Source organism: Parapusillimonas granuli (assembly GCF_013416525.1).
Taxonomy (GTDB): Bacteria; Pseudomonadota; Gammaproteobacteria; order Burkholderiales; family Burkholderiaceae_B; genus Parapusillimonas; species Parapusillimonas granuli.
Genome location: NZ_JACCEM010000002.1, coordinates 280,673 through 299,476, shown reverse-complemented (window position 1 = coordinate 299,476; position 18,804 = coordinate 280,673). Strand labels below are relative to the sequence as shown.

Annotated in this window: 17 protein-coding genes; 5 read left to right on the top strand and 12 right to left on the bottom strand. The window is 67.3% G+C overall.

The genetic code is table 11. The features are described 5' to 3' along the window. Positions 1-40: 40 nt before the first annotated feature. The 7 genes from H0A72_RS04120 to H0A72_RS04090 all read right to left on the bottom strand — a co-directional run bounded on the left by H0A72_RS04120 (position 41) and on the right by H0A72_RS04090 (position 6,527). Positions 41-922 carry a glycosyltransferase family 2 protein gene (locus H0A72_RS04120; protein WP_180153791.1) on the bottom strand — a complete coding sequence of 294 codons (882 nt, stop codon included), beginning with the start codon at positions 920-922 and terminating at the stop codon, positions 41-43. After that, positions 919-1,662, bottom strand: a complete 744-nt coding sequence (locus H0A72_RS04115) for a PIG-L deacetylase family protein (RefSeq protein ID WP_180153790.1) — start codon at positions 1,660-1,662, stop codon at positions 919-921. The genes H0A72_RS04120 and H0A72_RS04115 overlap by 4 nt, the downstream gene beginning before the upstream one ends. Before the next feature lie 2 nt (positions 1,663-1,664). Further along, a complete protein-coding gene (locus H0A72_RS04110) occupies positions 1,665-2,228 on the bottom strand; it encodes a hypothetical protein (protein ID WP_180153789.1) in 564 nt (187 codons plus the stop codon). Between the two features lie 54 nt (positions 2,229-2,282). Next, positions 2,283-5,042 (bottom strand): ATP-binding cassette domain-containing protein, encoded by a 2,760-nt coding sequence (locus tag H0A72_RS04105; RefSeq protein WP_246436767.1) that lies wholly within the window; start codon positions 5,040-5,042, stop codon positions 2,283-2,285. After that, on the bottom strand, positions 5,043-5,582 hold the full coding sequence (locus tag H0A72_RS04100; protein WP_180153788.1) for a hypothetical protein: 540 nt from the start codon (positions 5,580-5,582) through the stop codon (positions 5,043-5,045). Between the two features lie 74 nt (positions 5,583-5,656). Beyond that, positions 5,657-6,136, bottom strand: coding sequence for a DUF6644 family protein (locus H0A72_RS04095; protein WP_180153787.1), 480 nt, complete (start codon positions 6,134-6,136; stop codon positions 5,657-5,659). Between the two features lie 40 nt (positions 6,137-6,176). Further along, entirely contained in the window at positions 6,177-6,527 is a 351-nt protein-coding gene (locus H0A72_RS04090) for a DUF6152 family protein (protein WP_180153786.1), read from the bottom strand. A 104-nt stretch (positions 6,528-6,631) separates the two neighbouring features. Here H0A72_RS04090 and H0A72_RS04085 point away from each other — a divergent pair, with 104 nt between their 5' ends. Both H0A72_RS04085 and H0A72_RS04080 read left to right on the top strand, forming a co-directional pair. Further along, the gene (locus H0A72_RS04085; RefSeq protein WP_180153785.1) at positions 6,632-7,630 is read left to right on the top strand and encodes an MBL fold metallo-hydrolase; all 999 of its coding nucleotides are present in this window, start codon (positions 6,632-6,634) and stop codon (positions 7,628-7,630) included. Positions 7,631-7,647: 17 nt separating this feature from the next. Continuing rightward, entirely contained in the window at positions 7,648-8,238 is a 591-nt protein-coding gene (locus H0A72_RS04080; RefSeq protein ID WP_180153784.1) for a phenylacetic acid degradation protein PaaY, read from the top strand. A gap of 24 nt (positions 8,239-8,262) precedes the next feature. Here H0A72_RS04080 and H0A72_RS04075 read toward each other — a convergent pair whose 3' ends face one another. After that, a complete protein-coding gene (locus tag H0A72_RS04075) occupies positions 8,263-9,423 on the bottom strand; it encodes an alpha-hydroxy acid oxidase (protein ID WP_180153783.1) in 1,161 nt (386 codons plus the stop codon). Positions 9,424-9,501: 78 nt separating this feature from the next. Further along, positions 9,502-10,431, bottom strand: a complete 930-nt coding sequence (locus tag H0A72_RS04070; protein ID WP_180153782.1) for a phosphoribosyltransferase — start codon at positions 10,429-10,431, stop codon at positions 9,502-9,504. A 101-nt stretch (positions 10,432-10,532) separates the two neighbouring features. Here H0A72_RS04070 and H0A72_RS04065 point away from each other — a divergent pair, with 101 nt between their 5' ends. The 3 genes from H0A72_RS04065 to H0A72_RS04055 are packed head-to-tail and all read left to right on the top strand — an operon-like array spanning position 10,533 to position 13,669. After that, positions 10,533-11,735 carry an efflux RND transporter periplasmic adaptor subunit gene (locus H0A72_RS04065; protein ID WP_218953161.1) on the top strand — a complete coding sequence of 401 codons (1,203 nt, stop codon included), beginning with the start codon at positions 10,533-10,535 and terminating at the stop codon, positions 11,733-11,735. A gap of 16 nt (positions 11,736-11,751) precedes the next feature. Then, positions 11,752-12,954: an ABC transporter permease gene (locus H0A72_RS04060; RefSeq protein ID WP_218953160.1), complete on the top strand. Its 1,203-nt coding sequence runs from the start codon at positions 11,752-11,754 to the stop codon at positions 12,952-12,954. Continuing rightward, entirely contained in the window at positions 12,947-13,669 is a 723-nt protein-coding gene (locus tag H0A72_RS04055; protein ID WP_180153780.1) for an ABC transporter ATP-binding protein, read from the top strand. The genes H0A72_RS04060 and H0A72_RS04055 overlap by 8 nt, the downstream gene beginning before the upstream one ends. Here the strand turns inward: H0A72_RS04055 and H0A72_RS04050 are convergent. From H0A72_RS04050 to H0A72_RS04040, 3 genes are read right to left on the bottom strand one after another with little or no spacing between them, the layout of a single operon-like run. Continuing rightward, entirely contained in the window at positions 13,640-16,018 is a 2,379-nt protein-coding gene (locus H0A72_RS04050; RefSeq protein ID WP_180153779.1) for an EAL domain-containing protein, read from the bottom strand. The two genes, H0A72_RS04055 and H0A72_RS04050, sit on opposite strands and share 30 nt — an antisense overlap. Further along, positions 16,015-17,355 carry a response regulator c-di-GMP phosphodiesterase, NosR family gene (gene nosR, locus H0A72_RS04045; protein ID WP_180153778.1) on the bottom strand — a complete coding sequence of 447 codons (1,341 nt, stop codon included), beginning with the start codon at positions 17,353-17,355 and terminating at the stop codon, positions 16,015-16,017. The genes H0A72_RS04050 and nosR overlap by 4 nt, the downstream gene beginning before the upstream one ends. Then, complete coding sequence (locus H0A72_RS04040; RefSeq protein WP_218953159.1) at positions 17,345-18,622, bottom strand: ATP-binding protein; 1,278 nt, start codon at positions 18,620-18,622, stop codon at positions 17,345-17,347. The genes nosR and H0A72_RS04040 overlap by 11 nt, the downstream gene beginning before the upstream one ends. Positions 18,623-18,804: the final 182 nt, after the last annotated feature.

Below are 18,804 nucleotides of genomic sequence, written 5' to 3'. Positions count from 1 at the left end.
CGTCCGGCGTCCGGTTGAAGCAAGCCTTGTGCCCGCCGGCCTATTGCCGTCGACGGGCCTGTGAGGCCTCGTGCCGCCGCACGCGTTCCAGCAGGGCGCAGGTTTCGGGGCGCAGGACGCGCCGGTTCTTCTGCACCAGGTCCCAGCCTCCCAGCGCGTCGAACAGGGCGCGGCCGAAGAGGAGCGGGGCGCTGCGCCGCAAGGCCATGGGCCAGGGCAGCCTGAGCCACGCCGTCCAGACCGCGTTGCGCGCGATCAGCCTGCGCCGCAGTCCGCTGTCCCGCGCGAGCGAAGGCCAGTGATGGACCAGGAGTTCGGGCGCGTAGACGATGCGGCCGCCCGCATCCAGGATGTCCATGGCCAGCAGCGCCTCTTCGCCGCCGATGAAGAAAGGCGGCCAGTAGCCGCCCGCCTTCCGGTAGGCGCTGGCGCGCATGACGTTGGCGCCGGCCATGAAGCCCGTCAGCATGGGGCCGATGCCCGGCACGTGCTCCAGCGGGCTGGCCGCCATGGCCTCGCAGGCCGGGTCCGGCCGCTCGTCCGGGCCGACGACGATGCGCGCGTTCAGGACGGCGATGTCCGGCCGGGCGTCGAGCAGGTCCGCCGCCTTGCGCAGCGAGCCCGCGGCCCACCAGGTGTCGTCGTCGCAGAAGGCCACATAGGGCGTGCGCACCCGCTCGACGCCCAGGTTGCGGCCGGCCGCCCCCAGATTGCGCTCCGACCGGACCAGGGACACGCCCGGGTAGCGCTGGGCCAGGCATTGCGCGGTGCCGTCGGCGCCGGCATTGTCGACCACGATGATGGGCGCGCGGTCGGGCAGCGCAAGCAGGCGGTCCAGGCTGCGGCACAGTTCTTCGCGGCGGTTGTGCGTCAGCACGACCACGCTCACGCGCGTTTCGCGGCCCGGGGCGTCGCGGTTCATAGGAATTCCATATTGCAATGCAGCCGCCAGTACCGCTCGCGCTGCCGCAGCACCGGCCCGCCGTCTTCGTAGCCCAGGCCGCGGAACTGGCTGCGGTAGGCCGCGACCGCGCGAGCCTTGGCTTGCGGCAGCCGGCCGGGGTCCAGCGGCGTGGCGGCGACGCCCCGGTCCAGCAGCTCGGCCAGCCGCCGGACGACCCATTCCGGCCGCTGGCTGTAGGGAATGTCTTCGTAGGCGAACCACTGGATGGACGCGAAGCGGTGGCATAGCGTCATCGAGGCGTTCGATACGCGCAGGTGGTCCTCGTGGAACAGGCCCAGGGGAAAGAAGACGGCGGCGGGCTGGGCCTGCGCGATCATGGACGCCAGCGTGTCGCTCAGGAAATCCGGCCCGCAGCGGGGCTGCTGCGCGTACTGGCTATCCAGGAAGCCCAGGTCCACGCCGGCGGCCCGCAGGGCGTCCAGGGCCTTGCCGTTTTCCAGGGCGCGCTCGCGCATGGCCTGCTCGGCGCAGGAAAATCCGCAGCGGCGATCCCAGTCGGTCAGCATGCCCGGATCCTGGGGCTGCCCGGTGCAGACGGTGATGACGGTGCTGCCCGGCACGGCGGACAACAAGTCTCCGCAGCTGAAGACGGCATCGTCATAATGCGGCGACACCACGACGAGCGGGCTGAGCGCCGCCGCAAGGTCCGCCGCCGGGTCGGGCGCGGGTACGCAAGACGGTGAGGGCGAGGAAGACATGGTCAGCCGCCGCGCTTGCCTTCGTCGACCGCCCGCTGCAGCGCCTCGTCGGTCAGCGCGCGTTCGTCCGGATCCGCCGTGCCGCCCCGGGGCGGCGTGAAGCGCAGTTTCTCCATGTAGGGCGTGGGCTTTTTGCGGCGGTAGTCCAGAAACTCCTTGGCGTAGTAGTCGCGCGCCTGCCGCATGGTCTTGGCGCCGGTCGCGATGTCATGCATGAGGTTCAGCGCCAGAAAATTCGCCTGCTCGTCATGGCAGCGCGCGGACACTTCTCCCCTGGTCCGGTCGATGACGACGCTGCCGTCGAACAGGTAGGCGTCCCGCGCCTTGTCGGCGGGGAAGCGGTAGTCGATCACGGATTCGACCGAATCCAGGTGCGGGGCGGGGAAGTTGTGATCGTGCACCTCGCGCGTGGCGACGATGCGCTTCCAGGGGCCCGGCTTGTGCCAGACGACCTGGCTTGCGCTCACTTCATCGGGCTCGCCGTATTGGTCGACGACCAGTTGCGCCGCTTCCCGGGCGTCTCCGGGCCATTCCGAAATCGAGGGTGAAATCGCCTTGCCGTTCATATACACCTCCATGTGTGAAAGTCATGCCGGTTTCCATGCCTCGGGGCATGGACATCAAGCGGGCGGCGGGCGCCCCCTGCCGCGGGTCAGGGCGAGGACCGTGGCGACCAGCTCGCGCGGGTCCACCGGCTTGGTCATATAGACCTGGAAGCCCGCCAGCAATGCATAAAGCCGGTCTTCGTTGGCGGAATGCCCGGAAAGCGCGATGGCGGGCAGGCGGCGGGAAAGCGGCACGCTGCGCTTTTCCTCCAGTTGCCGGATCCTGCCCATCACCTGGTAGCCGTCTATCTCTCCCAGGGAAATGTCGCAGATCAGCACGTCCGGCCAGCGGTCCTGCGTTTGCTCGTTCAGCGCCTCGATCGCCGTTTCGCCCGATGCGAATCGCACCGTCCGGGCGCCATGGTCCTCCAGGGACTCCCCAAGCAGCATGCGCGCTTCCTGCAAATCGTCCACGACGTAGATGTTCAGGCCCTTGAGCGGCTCGGGAATCGCGGGCTGGGGCAGGGGGCGGGGCGCCTGGTCCACGACGGCGCGCAAAGGCATGCGCAGAATGAACGCCAGCCCGGAGCCGTCCGCGGTGGGTTGCGTCTCGAAGCGCCCGCCCATCTGCTCCATCAGGGCGCTGGCGCGCAGCGGATCGAGCAGCTCCACCTCGGCCTCGCCCATCACCACGGGCAGGGGCGCTTCGGCCTCCCCGGGCGGGGCGGCGGCCTCTTCGGCGCGATGCGTCAGGCGGCCGTCGGTGATGGCCACGGCGACGTCGCCGCCCTGGCGCTCCAGGCCTATCGCGATGCGTCCGTCGGGCGGCGTGAAGGCGATGGCGTTCTCCAGCATTTCCGCGAGCAGCCGCTGCAGCGCGGCCGGATCGCCCGTCACGCGCGCGGCGTCGGCGCGGATCGAGGTATAGAGCACGATGCCGCGCGCGTCGATGGCGGCCCGCAGCGAATCGATCACGCCGGCCACCAGGGCCACCAGGTTGATCGGCTGGGCGCTGAGGCGGGCGCCGGTCTGGTCCAGCGCCTCCTGCTGCAGCTGCAGCTGCCACATCTGGGCGTACTGGCCCCGCATGCGCAGCAATTCCTGGTGCGTGCCGCGCTCGACGATGCGGCCATGGTCCATGACCAGGATCTGGTCGGCATCGACGATGGTGGACAGGCGGTGCGCGATGATCAGCGTGCTGCGCCCGCGCGACAGCTGTTTCAGCTCCTGCTGAATGGCCCGTTCCGTCCTCGTGTCCAGCGCCGAGGTGGCTTCATCGAGCACGAGGATGGGCGGGTTCTTGAGAAAGGCCCGCGCGATGGCGATGCGCTGGCGCTCGCCGCCCGACAGCTTGACGCCCCGCTCGCCGACCGAGGTGTCGTACTGGGCGGGCAGGCTTTCTATCAGGTCGTGGATGCGGGCGGCCTTGGCGGCGTCTATCACCTGGGCCACGCTCGCCCCCGGCCGGCCGTAAGCGATGTTGTAGAAAATGGTGTTGTTGAACAGCAGGGATTCCTGCGGCACCACGCCGATGGCGGCCCGCAGGCTGGCCTGGGTGACGGCGCGCACGTCCTGGCCGTCTATGGAGATGGTGCCGCGGTCGGCGTCGTAGAGGCGCAGCAGCAGGCGCGCCAGCGTCGATTTCCCCGACCCGCTGCCGCCGACCACGGCGACCTGCTGGGCCGGCTCGATGCGAAAGCTGACGTCGTGCAGGATGCGCCGGGCGGGCTCATAGGCGAAATCGACCTTGTCGAAGCTGACGGCCCCGCCCTCGACCCGCAGCGGGGGCAGGTCGTCGGTCGCCTCCGTTTCCGTCGGCAGGCGCAGCAGATTGGACATGCGCTCGGCGTTGATCAGGGCTTCGCGGGTCTGGCGGAAGACCAGGCCCAGCGTGTTGAGCGGCAGGCACACCTGTATGACGTAGGCGTTGATCAGCACCAGGTCGCCCACCGTCAGGGTCCCGTTGACGACGTCCTGGCCCGCCATCAGCATGACGGTGGCGACGCCTCCGGCGATGATCGCGCTCTGCCCCACATGCAGAATGGACAGCGCCTTCTGGTTGTCCAGGCCGACGTCGATCCAGCGGTTCATGATGCCGGCCAGGCGCTGCGATTCCGCCTGCTCGCTGGTGTACAGCTTCACGGTTTCGTAATTCGTCAGGCTGTCGACCAGGTGGCCGCTGGCGGCGGAATCCAGCTCGTTCAGGGCGCGCTGATGGCGGATCCGCCTTTCCGTGAACACGATCGTATAGACGGTGTAGGCGATGAAGGTCAAAGCCAGCACGCCGGCGAATCCCATGGCATAGGCCGAAAGCAGGATGATGACGATGGACACGATCTCGATCACCGTCGGCAGCACGGTGAACAGCGCGGTGCCCAGCAGAAAGCCTATGCCCGCCGTTCCCCGCGAGACGTCGCGCGCGAACGCCCCCGTCTGCTGGCCGCCGTGGAAGCGCGCGCCCAGATGGTGCAGATGGTCGAACACCCTTACGGTGAAATCCGCGACCGCCGTGGCCGCCACCCTGGCGAAGGCCATGTCGCGCAGTTCGGTGAACAGGCCCGACAGAAAGCGCAGCAAGGCATAGGCCAGCAGCAGGAAGACGGGCAGGGACAGTGCGCCGGGCGCGGCGCCCAGCCCGTCTATGATGTTCTTCAGGGCGACCGGCACCAGCAGGGCGAACACTTTGGCGGCGACCAGCAGGGCCAGCGCGGCCGCGGTGCGCCGGCGGAAGCGCCAGACCACGTCCCATATGGTGGAGGCGATTTCGCGCTGGCCCGAGGATCCGAAGCCGGGGGCGCGGATGCCGCGGGCGTATTTTTTGACGAGCGCCATCATTCAGATCAGCGGGAGCGAGTGCGGCCGGGTTCCGTCGTGTTCGCCCAGCTGCAGGCGTTCGGGAGTCTGCAGGGCTTTCTTTTTGGCGATGGCGCGCAACAGGCTCGCGATGCTGGTGCCGATCGCTTCGTCGAACCAGGGGTCGGCGCCGCTGACGCCCACGGCGATGCCCTCGTGCCATATGCCGCCCCAGACGCCGGTGTCGGTGGGGCGCAGCAACTGGGGAGCGATGTAGCGCAATTCGTGGCCGTTGCGCTGGGCGCGCCAGCAGACGCGCGCTTTTTCGCGGGCATACTGCGCGTAGTCGGCGTCCCAGGCGTCGCGGTCGCCCACGGAGTGTTCGTAGAGAATGGCTTGTTCGAAGCGGCAGTCCTGGGGATGCAGGGCGGGGTCCATGATGACGATGTGCAGGAAGCCGCTTTCGCCGATGCGCCGGGAGGCGATTCCTCGTTCTATCATGGGCATGGCAAGGTCCACGGCTTCTTTGGCGGCGGCTCTGCCGGCCAGGGCGCTGCCGGCTGTCGTTTGCGCTATGGTCATTTCCGGTCCTCACAGTACGGTTGACTGGAGGCGGCCAGCAAATGGTATGCCGGGTTGCCGGGCGGGTGCGGAGGCTAGAAGTACGCCAGCAAGCGCCCGAAGACGCCCGCCGCTATCCATAGCATGAGCGAGGCCGCCGCCTGCAGGCGGCCCAGGCGCGGAGCGGACGCGTCCCAGCCGCCGAGGCGGCCGGACCACAGCGCCCGGAACAGCAGGGCGTTGGCGGCGCCCAGCGCAATGCACGCCAGCTTGATGGGGAAAAGGGGATTGTCCAGCAACGGGCCGGCATCCGCGGCGAACAGCAGCACGCCGCTGGCGAGCAGCAGGGCGAGCCCGCCGGCCGCCAGCGGCGTCAGCAGCGCCGAGACCTCAGGCAGCGGGAACTTGCGGGCCACGCCCAGAAGGCGCAGGTCCAGCAGCAGCATCGGGCCCAGCAGCAGAACCAGGCCGGCCAGATGAACCAGGTTGACGGCGGGATAGGCGGCGCCCGACGCGCGCATCCATTCGCCGAGCGGGGAATGCTCCAGCCATGCCGCCCATTGGGCGATGTTCATGGAGCCCGCCTAGCCGAACGCGCAAGCCGGCCGCGATGCATCAGCGCAATTCGACGGTCTTGCCATCGACGGTGATGCGTTCCGCGCGGATCTCGGGCGTGCCGTCGCGGCGGGGATAGCCTTCGATGGTCACCACCTTGCCTTTCTGCAGGGCCCCCTTGGGCAGGCCGCGCGTTTCCATGCGGCGGGTGGGCGCCAGAATGACCTCCCAGTCACGCCCCTGATGCTGGATCGTCACCTGGGCGTGCGGGTTGCGATACCGCAGCGCGGTCAGCGGGGCTTCCAGTTTCATGGCCTTGTCGGTGTCGTAGGCGCTCCAGCCATGGTGCGCCCAGGCGGGGCCTGCAAGCAGGCTCAGCGCCAGGACGCCGAGCAGCGATTTGAGCGGCATGTCGGTCTCCGTGAGAAAAAGGCGTCTGGATGATTATAGTCACGATAGAATCGTGGGCATTCCATCGACCCATTCATTGGAGGGCCCCTGGCATGCGTTTCCTCATGAACACCTCTTTTTCCGCATGGCGCCGCAGTAGCGGCCTGGCCGCGGCGATCCTGGCGGGCGCATTGTGCGCGGGCGGTTCCGCGGCGCTCGCCCAGGCGCCCGCCATGCAGGCCGCCCAGGCGCCTGGCTACTACCGCATGATGCTCGGCGGCTTCGAAGTCACCGCCTTGTACGACGGCAGCATCCCGCTGGGCGTGGATCTCTTGAAGGGCGCAAGCATCGAAGAGATCGGCCGCCTGCTCGAACAGGGCTTCGTGCCGGTCTCGCAACAGGGCGTGCAGACGGCGGTGAACGCCTACCTGGTCCATACCGGCAAGCACCTGATCCTGGTGGACGCCGGCGCCGCGAGCTGTTTCGGTCCCGCGCTGGGGGCGGTGTCGCGCAACATCGAGGCAGCGGGATACAGCGCGGCGCAGGTGGATGCGGTTCTGCTGACCCATCTGCATGGCGATCATGCCTGTGGCCTGGTCGGCGCGAATGGCGGGCCGGCGTTTCCCAACGCCACCCTGCACGTGGCCGAGGACGAGGCCGCCTTCTGGCTCAATACCGACATCGCCGCGCAGGCGCCCCGGGACGCCCAGCCGTTCTTCAAGATGGCGCAAGAGGCGGTGGCGCCCTATCGGGCGGCGGGCAAGCTGCAGCGCTTCAAGGCCGGCGAGCGCCTGCTGCCGGGGGTGGAAGCCGTGCCGCTGCGCGGGCACACGCCGGGTCACGGCGGCTATCTGTTTTCTTCCGGCGGCCAGGCGATGCTGGTGTGGGGCGATGTCATACACAGCCATGCGGTGCAGTTCGCCAGGCCCGAAGTGACCATCGAGTTCGACACCGATCCTCAGCAGGCGGTCGCCAGCCGGCGCCAGGTGCTGGCCGACGCGGTCAAGCAGAAATACTGGATCGCCGGCGCACACCTGCCTTTCCCCGGCATAGGCCATGTCCGCCATGCGGGCGAGCGCTATGAATGGGTGCCCGCGGAGTACGGGCCCTTGCCGTCCAACTAATATTTCATGGAGACGAGATGTTGAAGGTCTATGCAATCAACGGAATCACCCCGGTCGTCGATCCGGGCGCTTATGTGCATCCCACGGCGGTATTGATCGGCGACGTGATCGTGGGGGCGGGGGTGTACGTGGGGCCGCTCGCCAGCCTGCGCGGCGATTTCGGCCGCATCGAGCTGCGGCGCGGTTCGAATGTGCAGGACGCCTGCGTGATTCATGGCGTGGCGGAAAACGACACCATCGTTGAGGAGGACGGGCACATCGGCCATGCCGCGGTGCTGCATGGCTGCACCATCGGCCGCAATGCGCTGGTGGGCATGAACGCGGTGGTGATGGATCAGGCCGTCGTGGGCGAATGCAGCATCGTGGCGGCCATGGCTTTCGTCAAGGCGGGCATGGCGATCCCGCCCCGCAGCCTGGTGGTGGGCGCGCCGGCGCGCGTGCTGCGCGAGCTGTCGGACGCGGAGATCGAGCAGAAGTCTTACGGCACCCGGCAGTACCAGCTGTTGACGACGCGCAGCCTGCAGACCATGCAAGTGGTGGAGCCCTTGGCTCGCGTCGAGGAGAATCGCGCCCGGCTGTCCAGGGAGGTGACGGACCCCGCGCGCTGACGGGCGGGGTTCCGGCGGCAAGCCCTAGTCGAAGATCTCCGGGTTCAAGAGAATCGACCGGTCGACGTTGCGGATGTCGTTGCGGCCGCAAAACCCCATGGTGATGTCCATTTCGTTCGCGATCATCTGCAGGCAGCGCGTAACGCCCGCTTCCCCCATGGCGCCCAGCGCGTACAGGAAGGAACGGCCTATCATCGTGCCCTTCGCGCCCAGGGCGATGGCCTTCAGGACATCCTGCCCCGACCGGATGCCGCCGTCCATCCAGACCTCGATTTCCTTGCCCACCGCATGCGCGATGGCGGGCACGGCGGAGATCGACGAAGGCGCGCCGTCGAGCTGGCGGCCGCCGTGGTTCGAGACGATCAGGGCGTCCGCGCCCGATTCCACCGCCAGGCGCGCGTCTTCGGGGTCCATGATGCCTTTCACGATGATTTTTCCGCCCCAGCGGTTCTTGATCCATTCCATGTCCTTCCAGCTCAGGCTGGGGTCGAACTGCTCGGCGGTCCAGGAGGAAAGGGAGGACAGGTCGCCGACGCCCTTGGCGTGGCCGACGATATTGCCGAAGCTGCGGCGCTTGGTGCCCAGCATGTTCAGGCACCAGCGCGGCTTGGTGGCCAGGTTGATGAGATTGGCCAGCGTGGGCCGGGGCGGGGTGGACAAGCCGTTCTTGATGTCCTTGTGGCGCTGGCCGAGCACCTGCAGGTCGAGCGTGAGGACCAGGGCCGAGCAGTTCGCCGCTTTCGCGCGGTCGATCAGCCGCTCGATGAAGTCGCGGTCGCGCATGACGTACAGCTGGAACCAGAACGGCTTGTGCGTGTGCGCCGCGATGTCCTCGATGGAGCAGATGCTCATGGTGGACAAGGTGAAGGGAATGCCGAATTTCTCGGCCGCCTTGGCACCCAGGATCTCGCCGTCGGCATGCTGCATGCCGGTCAGCCCGGTCGGCGCGATGGCGACCGGCATGGCCACGTCCTGGCCGATCATGGTGCTGCGCAGGCTGCGTTTCTCGATGTCCACCGCGACCCGCTGGCGCAGCTTCAATTTATGGAAGTCGGCCTCGTTGGCGCGGTAGGTGCCTTCGGTCCAGGAGCCCGAGTCGGCGTAATCGTAGAACATCCGGGGCACGCGGCGGCGGGCAAGCAGCCGGAAATCCTCGACGCAGGTGATTTGGGACGGTTTGGGCAATTGGAGGCTCCTGTATCTTTTTTATGGGCGGACGAGCGCAAAAGTAACGTATTGTTCAGAGAAAATCCACCATCGACATCAAACGAACTTCAAAGCGTCGACGGCGTGCGCGTGGACCATGACGGCGTCGCCCCCGTTCCACCAGATGATGCGCGCCAGTCTCGCGCGCCGGGCGATGGCCAGCGCCTGCACCGGGTCGCTCTCGATGAAATGGGTGTGCCGGCGCGCCAGGATGGCCTCCGCCTTGTGCAGCGGCGTCTGGGCGGCGCTGTGCCGGGAATCGTCGCGCATGATCAGCGGGCCCATGAAGCCGTGGCGGTCCAGCCAGGCCCGGGTTCGCGCGCGATCCTGCTCGGGGCGCCCGGTGATGATGGTGCTTTGCGCGAGGTCCAGGGCGGGCAGCGTCTTGCTCAGGGGCAGCAGATCGCGTTCCGCCAGCGTGTCCTGCAACGCCATGGCGTAGCGCTCTTCGGGCAGGTCCATCAGCAGCACGCCGTCCAGGTCTATCGCCCACGAGGCGTATTCGTATTCGGGCCGGCGCGGCTGGTTGAAGGTGGCCTCGAAGGCGTCGGTGATCGAATGGCGCTCCCAGGGAAACCAGGCGCGGCAGCCGTCCGGGACCGCCGGGCCGAAGTCGGGCCGGATCCTCGATTCGGCATCGTGGGCCAGGGTGAAGACCCGCAGCTCATAGCCCTGGCCGCGCAGGAAATCGACGCTGTCCGACAAGGTCGTGCCGCGGCCGGCGATGTCTTCGACCAGCAGCACGCGGCAGGGCGGCCGGGGCCGTTCGACGGTGTACCAGGAGACCCGGCGCGGGCCGCGCGCATAGGCCACCGCGTGCAGCGGCAGGGAGAGCTCGGTGGCGATCATGGTGGCCGGCACGAGGCCGCCGCGCGCGATGGCCACGACGGCGTCGTAGCGGTCGGCGCGCCACCGCGGCAGGTATTCGGATATCACGCTTTCGATGAGCGCGTAATCGTAGGGAAACGCGGTGCGGTGCTGAGGCATGGATCCGGGGACGGGCGTGATGACGGCTTGCCAAGTGTAGCCCCGAAACCTCGTATACTGACCGATTGACCTTGTTGACACATGAATGCCAGATGCTCCGGATGAAGCGAACGAGTCGGTGGCTGATGCTGGCCGGGGTGCTGGCCGTCCTGGCCGTGCTGGGATACCGGCACTGGCAGGGGCCGGTGCTTCCGGCGTATCGCCTGTCGGCCACGACGCTGCTGCGCAATGTGGTTGCGACGGGCCGGGTGGTTTCCGTGGCGCGCGCCCAGGTCGGTTCCGAGATCACCGGCGTGGTGGCGGAGCGGCGGGTCGAAGAAGGCCAGCGCGTCAAGGCCGGCGATGTGCTGCTGACGCTGCGTTCCGACGAATTCCAGGCGCGCCGCAGCGAGGCCCTGTCCGAGCTGGATCAATTGCGGCGGGCCAGGTGGCCGCAGGCGCAGGCGCGGCTGCGGCAGGCCGAGGCCCAGCTCGCCCAGGCCCGGCGCGAGGCCGACCGGCGCAAGGTTCTGGCGGCTTCGCAGGCGATCCCGCGTGAAGCCCAGGAGCAGGCGGCCAATGCCTTGGCCACCGCCCTGGCCGACGAAGAACAGGCGCGGCTCGAAGCGGCCCGGCTGGCGCCGGGCGGCACCGAGGAAGCCGTGCTGCGCGAGCGCCTGGCGGCCGCCGACGCGGCGCTGTCCAAGACGGTCCTGCGCGCCGGCTTCGACGGCACGGTCCTGGTCAAGGCGGTCGAGGCCGGCGATCTGGTCCAGCCGGGCCAGGTTCTGTTCGAACTGGCGCGCGATGGCGGCGTCGAGGTCCTGGTGCCGCTGGACGAGCGCAACCTGGGTGTCCTGAGGGTCGGCCAGAGCGCCGTCTGCATCGCCGACGCCTACCCGGACGACAGCTTCCGCGCCACCGTCAAGCGCATCGCCCCCAGCGTGGATCCCATGCGCGGCACGGTCGACGTCCGCCTGGACATCGAAGCGCCGCCGCCTTATCTGCGCGACGACTTGACGGTGACGGCGACCATCTCGACGGGCCGGCGCGAAAACGCGATCGCCGTGCCCAACGACAGCCTGTTCGAATCCCGGGGACGGACGGCGGTGGCGATGGCCGTGCGCAACGGAATCGTCGAGCGCGTGCCCGTCGCGCTGGGCCTGAAAGGCCTGGTCATGACGGAGGTGACGAGCGGCCTGCGCGCCGGCGACCTGGTGCTCAACCGCAACGACGTGGAGCCGGGCACGCGGGTGCGGGTCACGGATCTTGCGCCGCCCGCGGCGCGTCCGCCGGACGGGGACGTCTCGGCGATGTTCCAGTGACGGCGGGACGCGGCACATGTGGCTCGAAGCACTCGTCGCGCTGAGATTCCTCCGCCAGGGCCGATCCCAGACGCTCATGATCCTGGTCGGCGTCACGGTGGGCGTGGCGGTCATCGTGTTCGTGACCACGCTGATCAACGGCTTGCAGGCGAACGTCATCGACCGCACGCTGGGCACCCAGTCCCATATACGGGTCGAGCCCGAAGAAGAGGTCAATCGGCCGGCGCCCGCGCCGGAGGGCGCGCGCAGCCTGCTGCTGGAAGACAAGCGCCCGCAGCGGCTGCGTTCGATCAACAACTGGCTGCAGTTCCGGGACGCCCTGGACACCTTGCCCGAAGTGTTGGCCGTTTCGCCGGTCGTGTCGGGGCCGGCGTACGTCCGCCGCGGCGACGTCCGCAAAGCCATATCGCTGATGGGCGTCGACCCGCCCCGCTATGAGCGCATCATCCGTATCGGCGAACACATGGTCGCCGGGCGCTTCAGCGTGTCGGCGGGCGACGCGGTCGTCGGGCGCCTGCTGGCGGACGAGCTCGGCGCGACGCTGGGCAGCAAGCTGCGCCTGGACACGCCCGAAGGGGGCAGCGCGGTGGTGACGATCAAGGGCATCTTCCAGCTGGGGGTGCGCGAGCTGGATCTGCGCTACGTCTATATCGACATGAAGCAGGCGCAGGCCCTGCTGAATATTCCGGGCGGCGTGACGCTGATCGACCTGACCGTCTCCGATCTGTTCTCGGCGGACGTCGCCGCGCGGCGGATCGCGCGGCTGACCGGCCTGAAGGCGGAGAGCTGGATCGAAACCAATGCGCAGCTGGTCAATGCGTTGACGTCGCAGCGCATCGCGACCAGCATGGTCAGCTTCTTCGTGGCGGTGTCGGTGGCTTTCGGCATTGCAAGCGTGCTGGCCGTCAGCGTCACCCAGCGCACGCGCGAGATCGGGATATTGCGGGCGATGGGCACGCGCCGCGGGCAGGTGCTCAGGATCTTCCTGCTGCAGGGAGGCGTGCTGGGGCTGGCCGGATCGGCCGGCGGCATCATGGTGGGCAGCTTCCTGGTATGGGGATTCAACACGTTCGGCCCCAGGCTGTTCTACATTCCTTTGTCGACCGCGCTGATTCCCCTGACCATGTTCGCCGCGACCGCGACGGGGGTGCTGGCGGCCGCGGCGCCGGCCTGGCGCGCTTCGCGGCTGCATCCGGTGGAGGCCATACGCTATGTCTGACCAGGCGGTGCTGAGGCTGGAAGGGCTGCGCAAGTCCTATAACGTCGGCCGGCCCAACGAGACGGAAGTCCTGCATGGGCTGGACCTGGAGATAGGGCGCCATGATTTCGCGGCGCTGGTCGGGCCGTCCGGTTCGGGCAAGAGTACCTTGCTGAACATGATCGGGCTGCTGGACCAGCCGACCGCGGGCGAGCTGTATCTCCTGGGCCGGCCCACGCGCGACATGGACGACGCCGACCGCACGGCCTTGCGCGGCGTGAGCATCGGCTTCGTGTTCCAGTTCCATCATCTCATACAGGCGTTCGACGCGCTCGAGAACGTGCTGATGCCCGTCATGGTGGCCAAGGGCAGGCCCGCCGCGGCGGACCGCGAACGCGCCCGCGCGCTGCTGGCGGAGGTCGGGCTTGCGGACTACGCGCACAAGAAGCCGGGGGAATTGTCCGGCGGCCAGCAGCAGCGCGTGGCCATCGCCCGGGCGCTGATCACGCGTCCGGCGCTGCTGCTGGCGGACGAGCCGACGGGAAATCTGGACACCCGCACGGCGGCCTCGGTGTTTGAGCTGTTCCGCAAGTTCAACCGCGAATACGGCTGCGCCGTGCTGCTGGTCACCCACGACCCGCGCCTGTCGGCCGTGTGCGACCGCAGGATCACCCTGGTGGACGGCCGCATCGAAGAAGACGCGAGGTCAGGCTCCGCAGGGGCTGTGGCCTCTTAGGTCGGCGCCGGCCTTGCGGTCCTTGAATGCCTGCTGCACGTCGCTGCGCAGCTTCTCGTCGTCCCAGGGCTTGGTCAGGTATTTGTAGATGGCGCCGCGGTTGATGGCGTCGGTGACGGACTTGAGCTCGGTGTAGCCGGAAAGAATCATCCGCACGGTGTTGGGGTAAAGGTCCTTGACCTTGCTGAAGAATTCCGTGCCGTTCATTTCCGGCATGCGCTGGTCGCACACCACGACCTGGACGTCGTGCGTGGCCAGGATGTTGAAGGCGTCCGCCGGATTGGTGGCGGTGAATATCTGGTAGCCGTCGCGGCGCAGCAGGCGGACCAGGGCGTTCAGGACGTTTCTTTCGTCGTCGATGAGCAGCAGCACGCGATCGGACGTCGGCGCGTCGGGCATGCCCGGAAGCGCGATGCGGCAATTGCCGGCGCTGAGGCTGGCGATCAGCGCCTCCATGGGCGCCGGGCGGGCCAGCAGATAGCCCTGGAATTCGTCGCAGTGGTTGCGCTTCAGGAAAGCCAGCTGGGCTTCGGTTTCTATCCCTTCGGCCACCACCTTGAGCCCCAGGTGATGCGCCATCGAGATGATGCCTTGCGAAATCGCGGCGTCGGCGGCGTCCGTCACGATGTCGGTGACGAAGCTGCGGTCTATCTTGATTTTGTCGACCGGCAGGTTCTTCAGGTAATTGAGGCTGGAATAGCCGGTGCCGAAGTCGTCGATCGAAGTGTACAGGCCGAGTTCGCGCAATTCCGCCAGCTTGGTCACGGCCTCTTCCTTGTTGGCCAGCAGCAGGCTTTCGGTGATTTCTATTTCCAGGGCGGTGCCGGGCAGGCCGGCTTCTTGCAGCGCGCGGCGTATGCTCTGGACGAAGTCGGCGCGCTGGAAGTACAAGGGCGAAATATTGACGACGACGCGCACGTCCAGCAGGCCGTGCTTGCGCAGCGCATGGCTGGCCTGGCAGGCCGTGGCCAGCGCCCATTCCGTCAGGCGTATGATCTGGCCGGTTTCCTCGGCCAGGGGAATGAACTGCGAGGGCTGTATGAGCCCGCGCTCGGGATGGCGCCAGCGCAGCAGGCTTTCGACACTCACGACGCGGCAGGTGTGGCCGTCGACGATGGGCTGGTAGTGCAGTTCCAGCGCCTCGGTATCCATGGCTTGCTGCAGGTCGTTGCGCAGCGCCAGGCGCTTGGCGATGGCGGCGCTCATGTCCCGGGTGTACAGATGCCAGGTGTTCCGGCCTTCCTGCTTGGCCCGGAGCATGGCCAGGTCGGCTTCCCGGATCAGTTCCAGGGGGTCGTCGACGTCGCCGTCCGACACCCGTATGCCGGCGCTCGCGCTGGCGCGCAGCCCGCCGTGCTCGACGAAATACGGCTGCGCCAGCGCCTGTATCAGTTCCCGGGTGAATTGTTCGACTTCGGGCTGCCGCATGCCGGTGAGCAGCACGACGAACTCGTCGCTGGTAAGGTGCGCGACCACGCCTTTGCCGCCCACCAGCTGCTGCATGCGCTGCGAGGCGCGGATCAGGAGCTTGTCGCCGATGGCGTGGCCCAGCGAGTTGTTGATGAACTCGATTCCGTCCAGGTCGAGAAAGACGACGGCCACGCCGGTCTTGTCCTTGCGCGCCTGTTCGCATGCGGCGCGGAGCCGCTTTTCAAGCACGCGGCGGTTGGGCAGGCCGGTGAGAGGATCGCGCAGGGCGTAGTCGCGCAGGCGCAGGGACTGGTTCTGGGCGATGCGCGTCAGATTCAGGCTGGCGGTGAACAGAAACGTGATGAGCAGGCCCGCCAGGAAGAAGAGCTCCGGCAGCAGGCTGAATATGCCGTCGTGGGGCTTGCCGCGCGTGCCGGCGAGCAGGAAGCAGAAGGCCAGGGCGGTCGCCGCCGAGCCCAGAATGACGACGATGAGACTGGACCGCGCCGAGGCCGCCGGCGTTTCGGCCCGGGACGGCATCCAGGCGGCCAGGGCGGAGCCCGCGACGGCCAGCAGGCTGCCGAGGTCGGCGGCCTGCGGCCGCCCCAGCGGCCAAAGGGCGGCCCATTCGGGCACGCCCCTGAATACCAGTATGAGCGCGAGCGAGACGGCGCCGAGCGCGGTGGAGGCCGCCGGCTTGATCCAGGCCAGGCAGAGCAGGCAGCCGCAGGCGAAAAGAGCGCCGGCAAAGACGGGGGAGACCAGCAGCGCATCCGACTCGACGCCCGAGCGCGCGTGCGTCCAGTGCCCCGCCCAGGCGCCCAGGGCCATGGCGACGAGGGCGATGGAGATCACCTGCAGCAGCAGGTGCTGCACGCCCGGAAGGCGCAGCGAGCGAGCGTCCCCGTTGCGCCGGCAAGAAGGAGGCAATATGTTCACGTAATGGAGTCCTGCTCCGGCCGCTTGACATGGAAGGTGTAGCGGACACCCGCATTGTTCTCGAAGTTGCGCAGTTTTTCAATCAGCCGCTCGCTGATCAGCTTGCCTTTGCTGAGCAGCAGCGTCCCTTCGGCGGAATACAAGTTCCTGGCAATGATCATGCCCGGCACCAGGCTGATGGAGGCGAGTTCCAGGACGTCGGCGTCGTCGGGCTCGGCATCGTGCTCTTCCCGGGTCGTGAAGGCCAGGAATTCGTCGAAGAGCGCGGGGTCGTACAGGGCGCCGCGATTCATCTTCATGATGTCCAGGGCCTCTTCCGGCGCGAGCGGGCGGGCCATGATCATGCCCATCTGCATCTCGATGTAGTCGACGGCCAGCTTCAGGAGCCGGGCCCCCCACGGGATGGCTTCGCCGTACAGGCGTTCCGGGAAGCCCATGCCGTCCCAGCGCTCCTGGTGGTGGTAGATGATTTGCGCCGCGCGCTGCGCGGGCTCGAGCGCCGTCAGCAGGTTTTCGCCGATGCGGGGGTACTGCCGGTATTGCGCCGTTTGCGCGCTTTCGAGCTTGTCCAGGGGCAGGGCGATCATCTCGTCCCGCCACGTGAGCTTGCCGATGTTGTACAGGGCGGCGGCCATTTCGAGGTCCTGGCGCTCTTTGGCATCCATGTCGCGCAGCTCGCAGAAGCGCCGGACCAGCTCGATGACCTTCCGGTTGGTCTGCCGGCTTCTCGGCAGGCGCTGGTTGATGAGCGAGGAAAAGACCTCGGTGGCCGTCACGTAGCTGTGCTGCAGGTCGGAATAGGCCTTGTCCAGCAGCGCCGTGGCGTGCGAGAGTTCGGCGGTGCGCTCCCGCACCCGCGCTTCCAGGGTTTCGTTCAGCCGCTGCAGGGCCTCGTTCTGCTCGTGCGCCAGCTTGCGCAGGCGTTCGCGGTCTTGCTCGGCGTCGCGGTGGGCCAGGCTCTGCTCGATGATGCAGAGGAGTTCGGCGTCGTCCCAGGGCTTGGTGATGTAGCGGTAGATGTGGCCGTCGTTGATGGCCTGGATGGTCGCGGCGATGTCGACGTGGCCGGTGAGCAGCATGCGTATGCAGTCGGGCCAGCGGCGCCGGATCTCGACGAGCAGCGTCGCGCCGTCCATGGCGGGCATGCGCACGTCGGAAATCACCAGGTCCACGTCATGGGTTTCCATCAGCGACAGGGCCGCCGCGCCGCCGTCGGCCGTCAGCACGCGATAGGGTTTGCGGTACAGCGCCCGTTTGATGCTTTTCGTGATGTAGGGGTCGTCGTCGACCAGGAGCAAGGTCGCGCCGTGCTGCGCCTCGGGCTGTTCAGACCGCATCGGAGGGCTCCTTGGCCGTCGGCTGCTTGATGGGTAGCCAGACTCGAAAGCGCGAGCCCTCGCCAAGCCGGCTGGATACTTCTATGCGTCCCTGGTGCTTCTGGACGATGCTGTTCGACAGCGCCAGGCCCAGGCCGGTGCCCTGGCCCACGGGCTTGGTGGTGAAGAACGGTTCGAAGATGCGTTGCGAAAAGGCTTCGTCTATGCCCTGGCCGGTGTCTTCGACTTCCAGCCAGGCTTCGCTTCCTTGCGTTCCCGTCCGGATGGTGATGACGCCCGTGCCGTCGATCGATTGCGCGGCATTGATGACCAGGTTCAGCACGACCTGCTTGATCTGGGAGATGTCGCATTCGACGGGCGGCAATTGCCCGTATTCCTTGACGATGACGGCCTTCTGGCGGATTTCGTTGCCGGCGATGCTGAGCGTGGATTCTATGCCCTGGTGCAGGTCCACCGCGCTGAAGCCGTTGGTCTCGATGTGCGAGAAATCCTGGAGCGAGGAAATGATGCGCTTGATGCGCCCGATGCCTTCCTCGGATTCCTGGATCAAGGCCTCGACGTCGTTGCGTATGTATTGATAATCCAGGTTCTGCTTGAGCCTGCGTATTTCTTCCAGGTTGTCCAGGTCTTCGACGGTATCGACGATTTTGATGAGGTCGCGGACGTAGCTGGCCAGCGTCTTGAGATTGGAAAAAACGTAGCCGACCGGGTTGTTGATTTCATGGGCGACGCCCGCGGCCAGCTGCCCGATGCTGGCCAGCTTGTCGGAACGCAGCAATTGGTCGTTGGCGCGCTCGAGCTCGGCAAGCAGCCGTTGCTGGTCTATGCGGGTCTGTCGAAGTTCTTGCAGCGCCCGGCTGAAACCCTGGTGGAAAGGGCTGCCGTTGCGGGGCTGGAATTCGCAGAAGAACAGGGCGTAGTACGGGTGGCCGTCGTCGGTGTCGACGAAGGAAAAGTACAGCAGCCCATGCAGGATGCGCGGCGCTTCGCCGGCGGCGCGCACGTGAATTTCCAGGCGGGTGTGGGCGTCGTCGGCGATCACGGGCTTGCCGGCGAGGCGGCCGCAAAGGCGCAGCGTGGCGTCCAGGACGGCGGGATCCATGCCGTGGTAGACGGCCGCGGGCGCCCGGCCGATGGCGTTTTCGTTGGGGATGCCGGTTTGGGTGACCATGTAGCTGTTCGTGAAGTACAGCATATGATTTTTATCCAGCACGATGAAGCCGAGCGGCGCTACGTTCTGAAGGTCACGAGAGAGTTCTTGCATCATTTTGGTATAGGATTTTTCCTGTTTTGCGGATGTGTGCCGCAACGAACCAGGCATGCAATGCGAACAGCTAGGATATTCCCGCGAACGCCTTCTAGATATACCGAGAAGGGTTATTTTACATGAAGATACATTGTTTGTACTGCTTGTACTAGGTTTGGGGCGCGCGCCTTGATCCCTCCGAT

Excerpts from the sequence above, each read along its gene's own strand:
- H0A72_RS04120 (WP_180153791.1), bottom strand. The coding sequence starts at position 922 with ATGAACCGCGACGCCCCGGGCCGCGAAACGCGCGTGAGCGTGGTCGTG.
- H0A72_RS04070 (WP_180153782.1), bottom strand. The coding sequence starts at position 10,431 with ATGCCTCAGCACCGCACCGCGTTTCCCTACGATTACGCGCTCATCGAA.
- H0A72_RS04090 (WP_180153786.1), bottom strand. The coding sequence starts at position 6,527 with ATGCCGCTCAAATCGCTGCTCGGCGTCCTGGCGCTGAGCCTGCTTGCA.
- H0A72_RS04115 (WP_180153790.1), bottom strand. The coding sequence starts at position 1,662 with ATGTCTTCCTCGCCCTCACCGTCTTGCGTACCCGCGCCCGACCCGGCG.
- H0A72_RS04110 (WP_180153789.1), bottom strand. The coding sequence starts at position 2,228 with ATGAACGGCAAGGCGATTTCACCCTCGATTTCGGAATGGCCCGGAGAC.
- H0A72_RS04095 (WP_180153787.1), bottom strand. The coding sequence starts at position 6,136 with ATGAACATCGCCCAATGGGCGGCATGGCTGGAGCATTCCCCGCTCGGC.
- H0A72_RS04060 (WP_218953160.1), top strand. The coding sequence starts at position 11,752 with ATGTGGCTCGAAGCACTCGTCGCGCTGAGATTCCTCCGCCAGGGCCGA.
- H0A72_RS04085 (WP_180153785.1), top strand. The coding sequence starts at position 6,632 with ATGAACACCTCTTTTTCCGCATGGCGCCGCAGTAGCGGCCTGGCCGCG.
- H0A72_RS04055 (WP_180153780.1), top strand. The coding sequence starts at position 12,947 with ATGTCTGACCAGGCGGTGCTGAGGCTGGAAGGGCTGCGCAAGTCCTAT.
- H0A72_RS04065 (WP_218953161.1), top strand. The coding sequence starts at position 10,533 with ATGAAGCGAACGAGTCGGTGGCTGATGCTGGCCGGGGTGCTGGCCGTC.
- H0A72_RS04100 (WP_180153788.1), bottom strand. The coding sequence starts at position 5,582 with ATGACCATAGCGCAAACGACAGCCGGCAGCGCCCTGGCCGGCAGAGCC.
- nosR (WP_180153778.1), bottom strand. The coding sequence starts at position 17,355 with ATGCGGTCTGAACAGCCCGAGGCGCAGCACGGCGCGACCTTGCTCCTG.
- H0A72_RS04105 (WP_246436767.1), bottom strand. The coding sequence starts at position 5,042 with ATGATGGCGCTCGTCAAAAAATACGCCCGCGGCATCCGCGCCCCCGGC.
- H0A72_RS04040 (WP_218953159.1), bottom strand. The coding sequence starts at position 18,622 with ATGATGCAAGAACTCTCTCGTGACCTTCAGAACGTAGCGCCGCTCGGC.
- H0A72_RS04080 (WP_180153784.1), top strand. The coding sequence starts at position 7,648 with ATGTTGAAGGTCTATGCAATCAACGGAATCACCCCGGTCGTCGATCCG.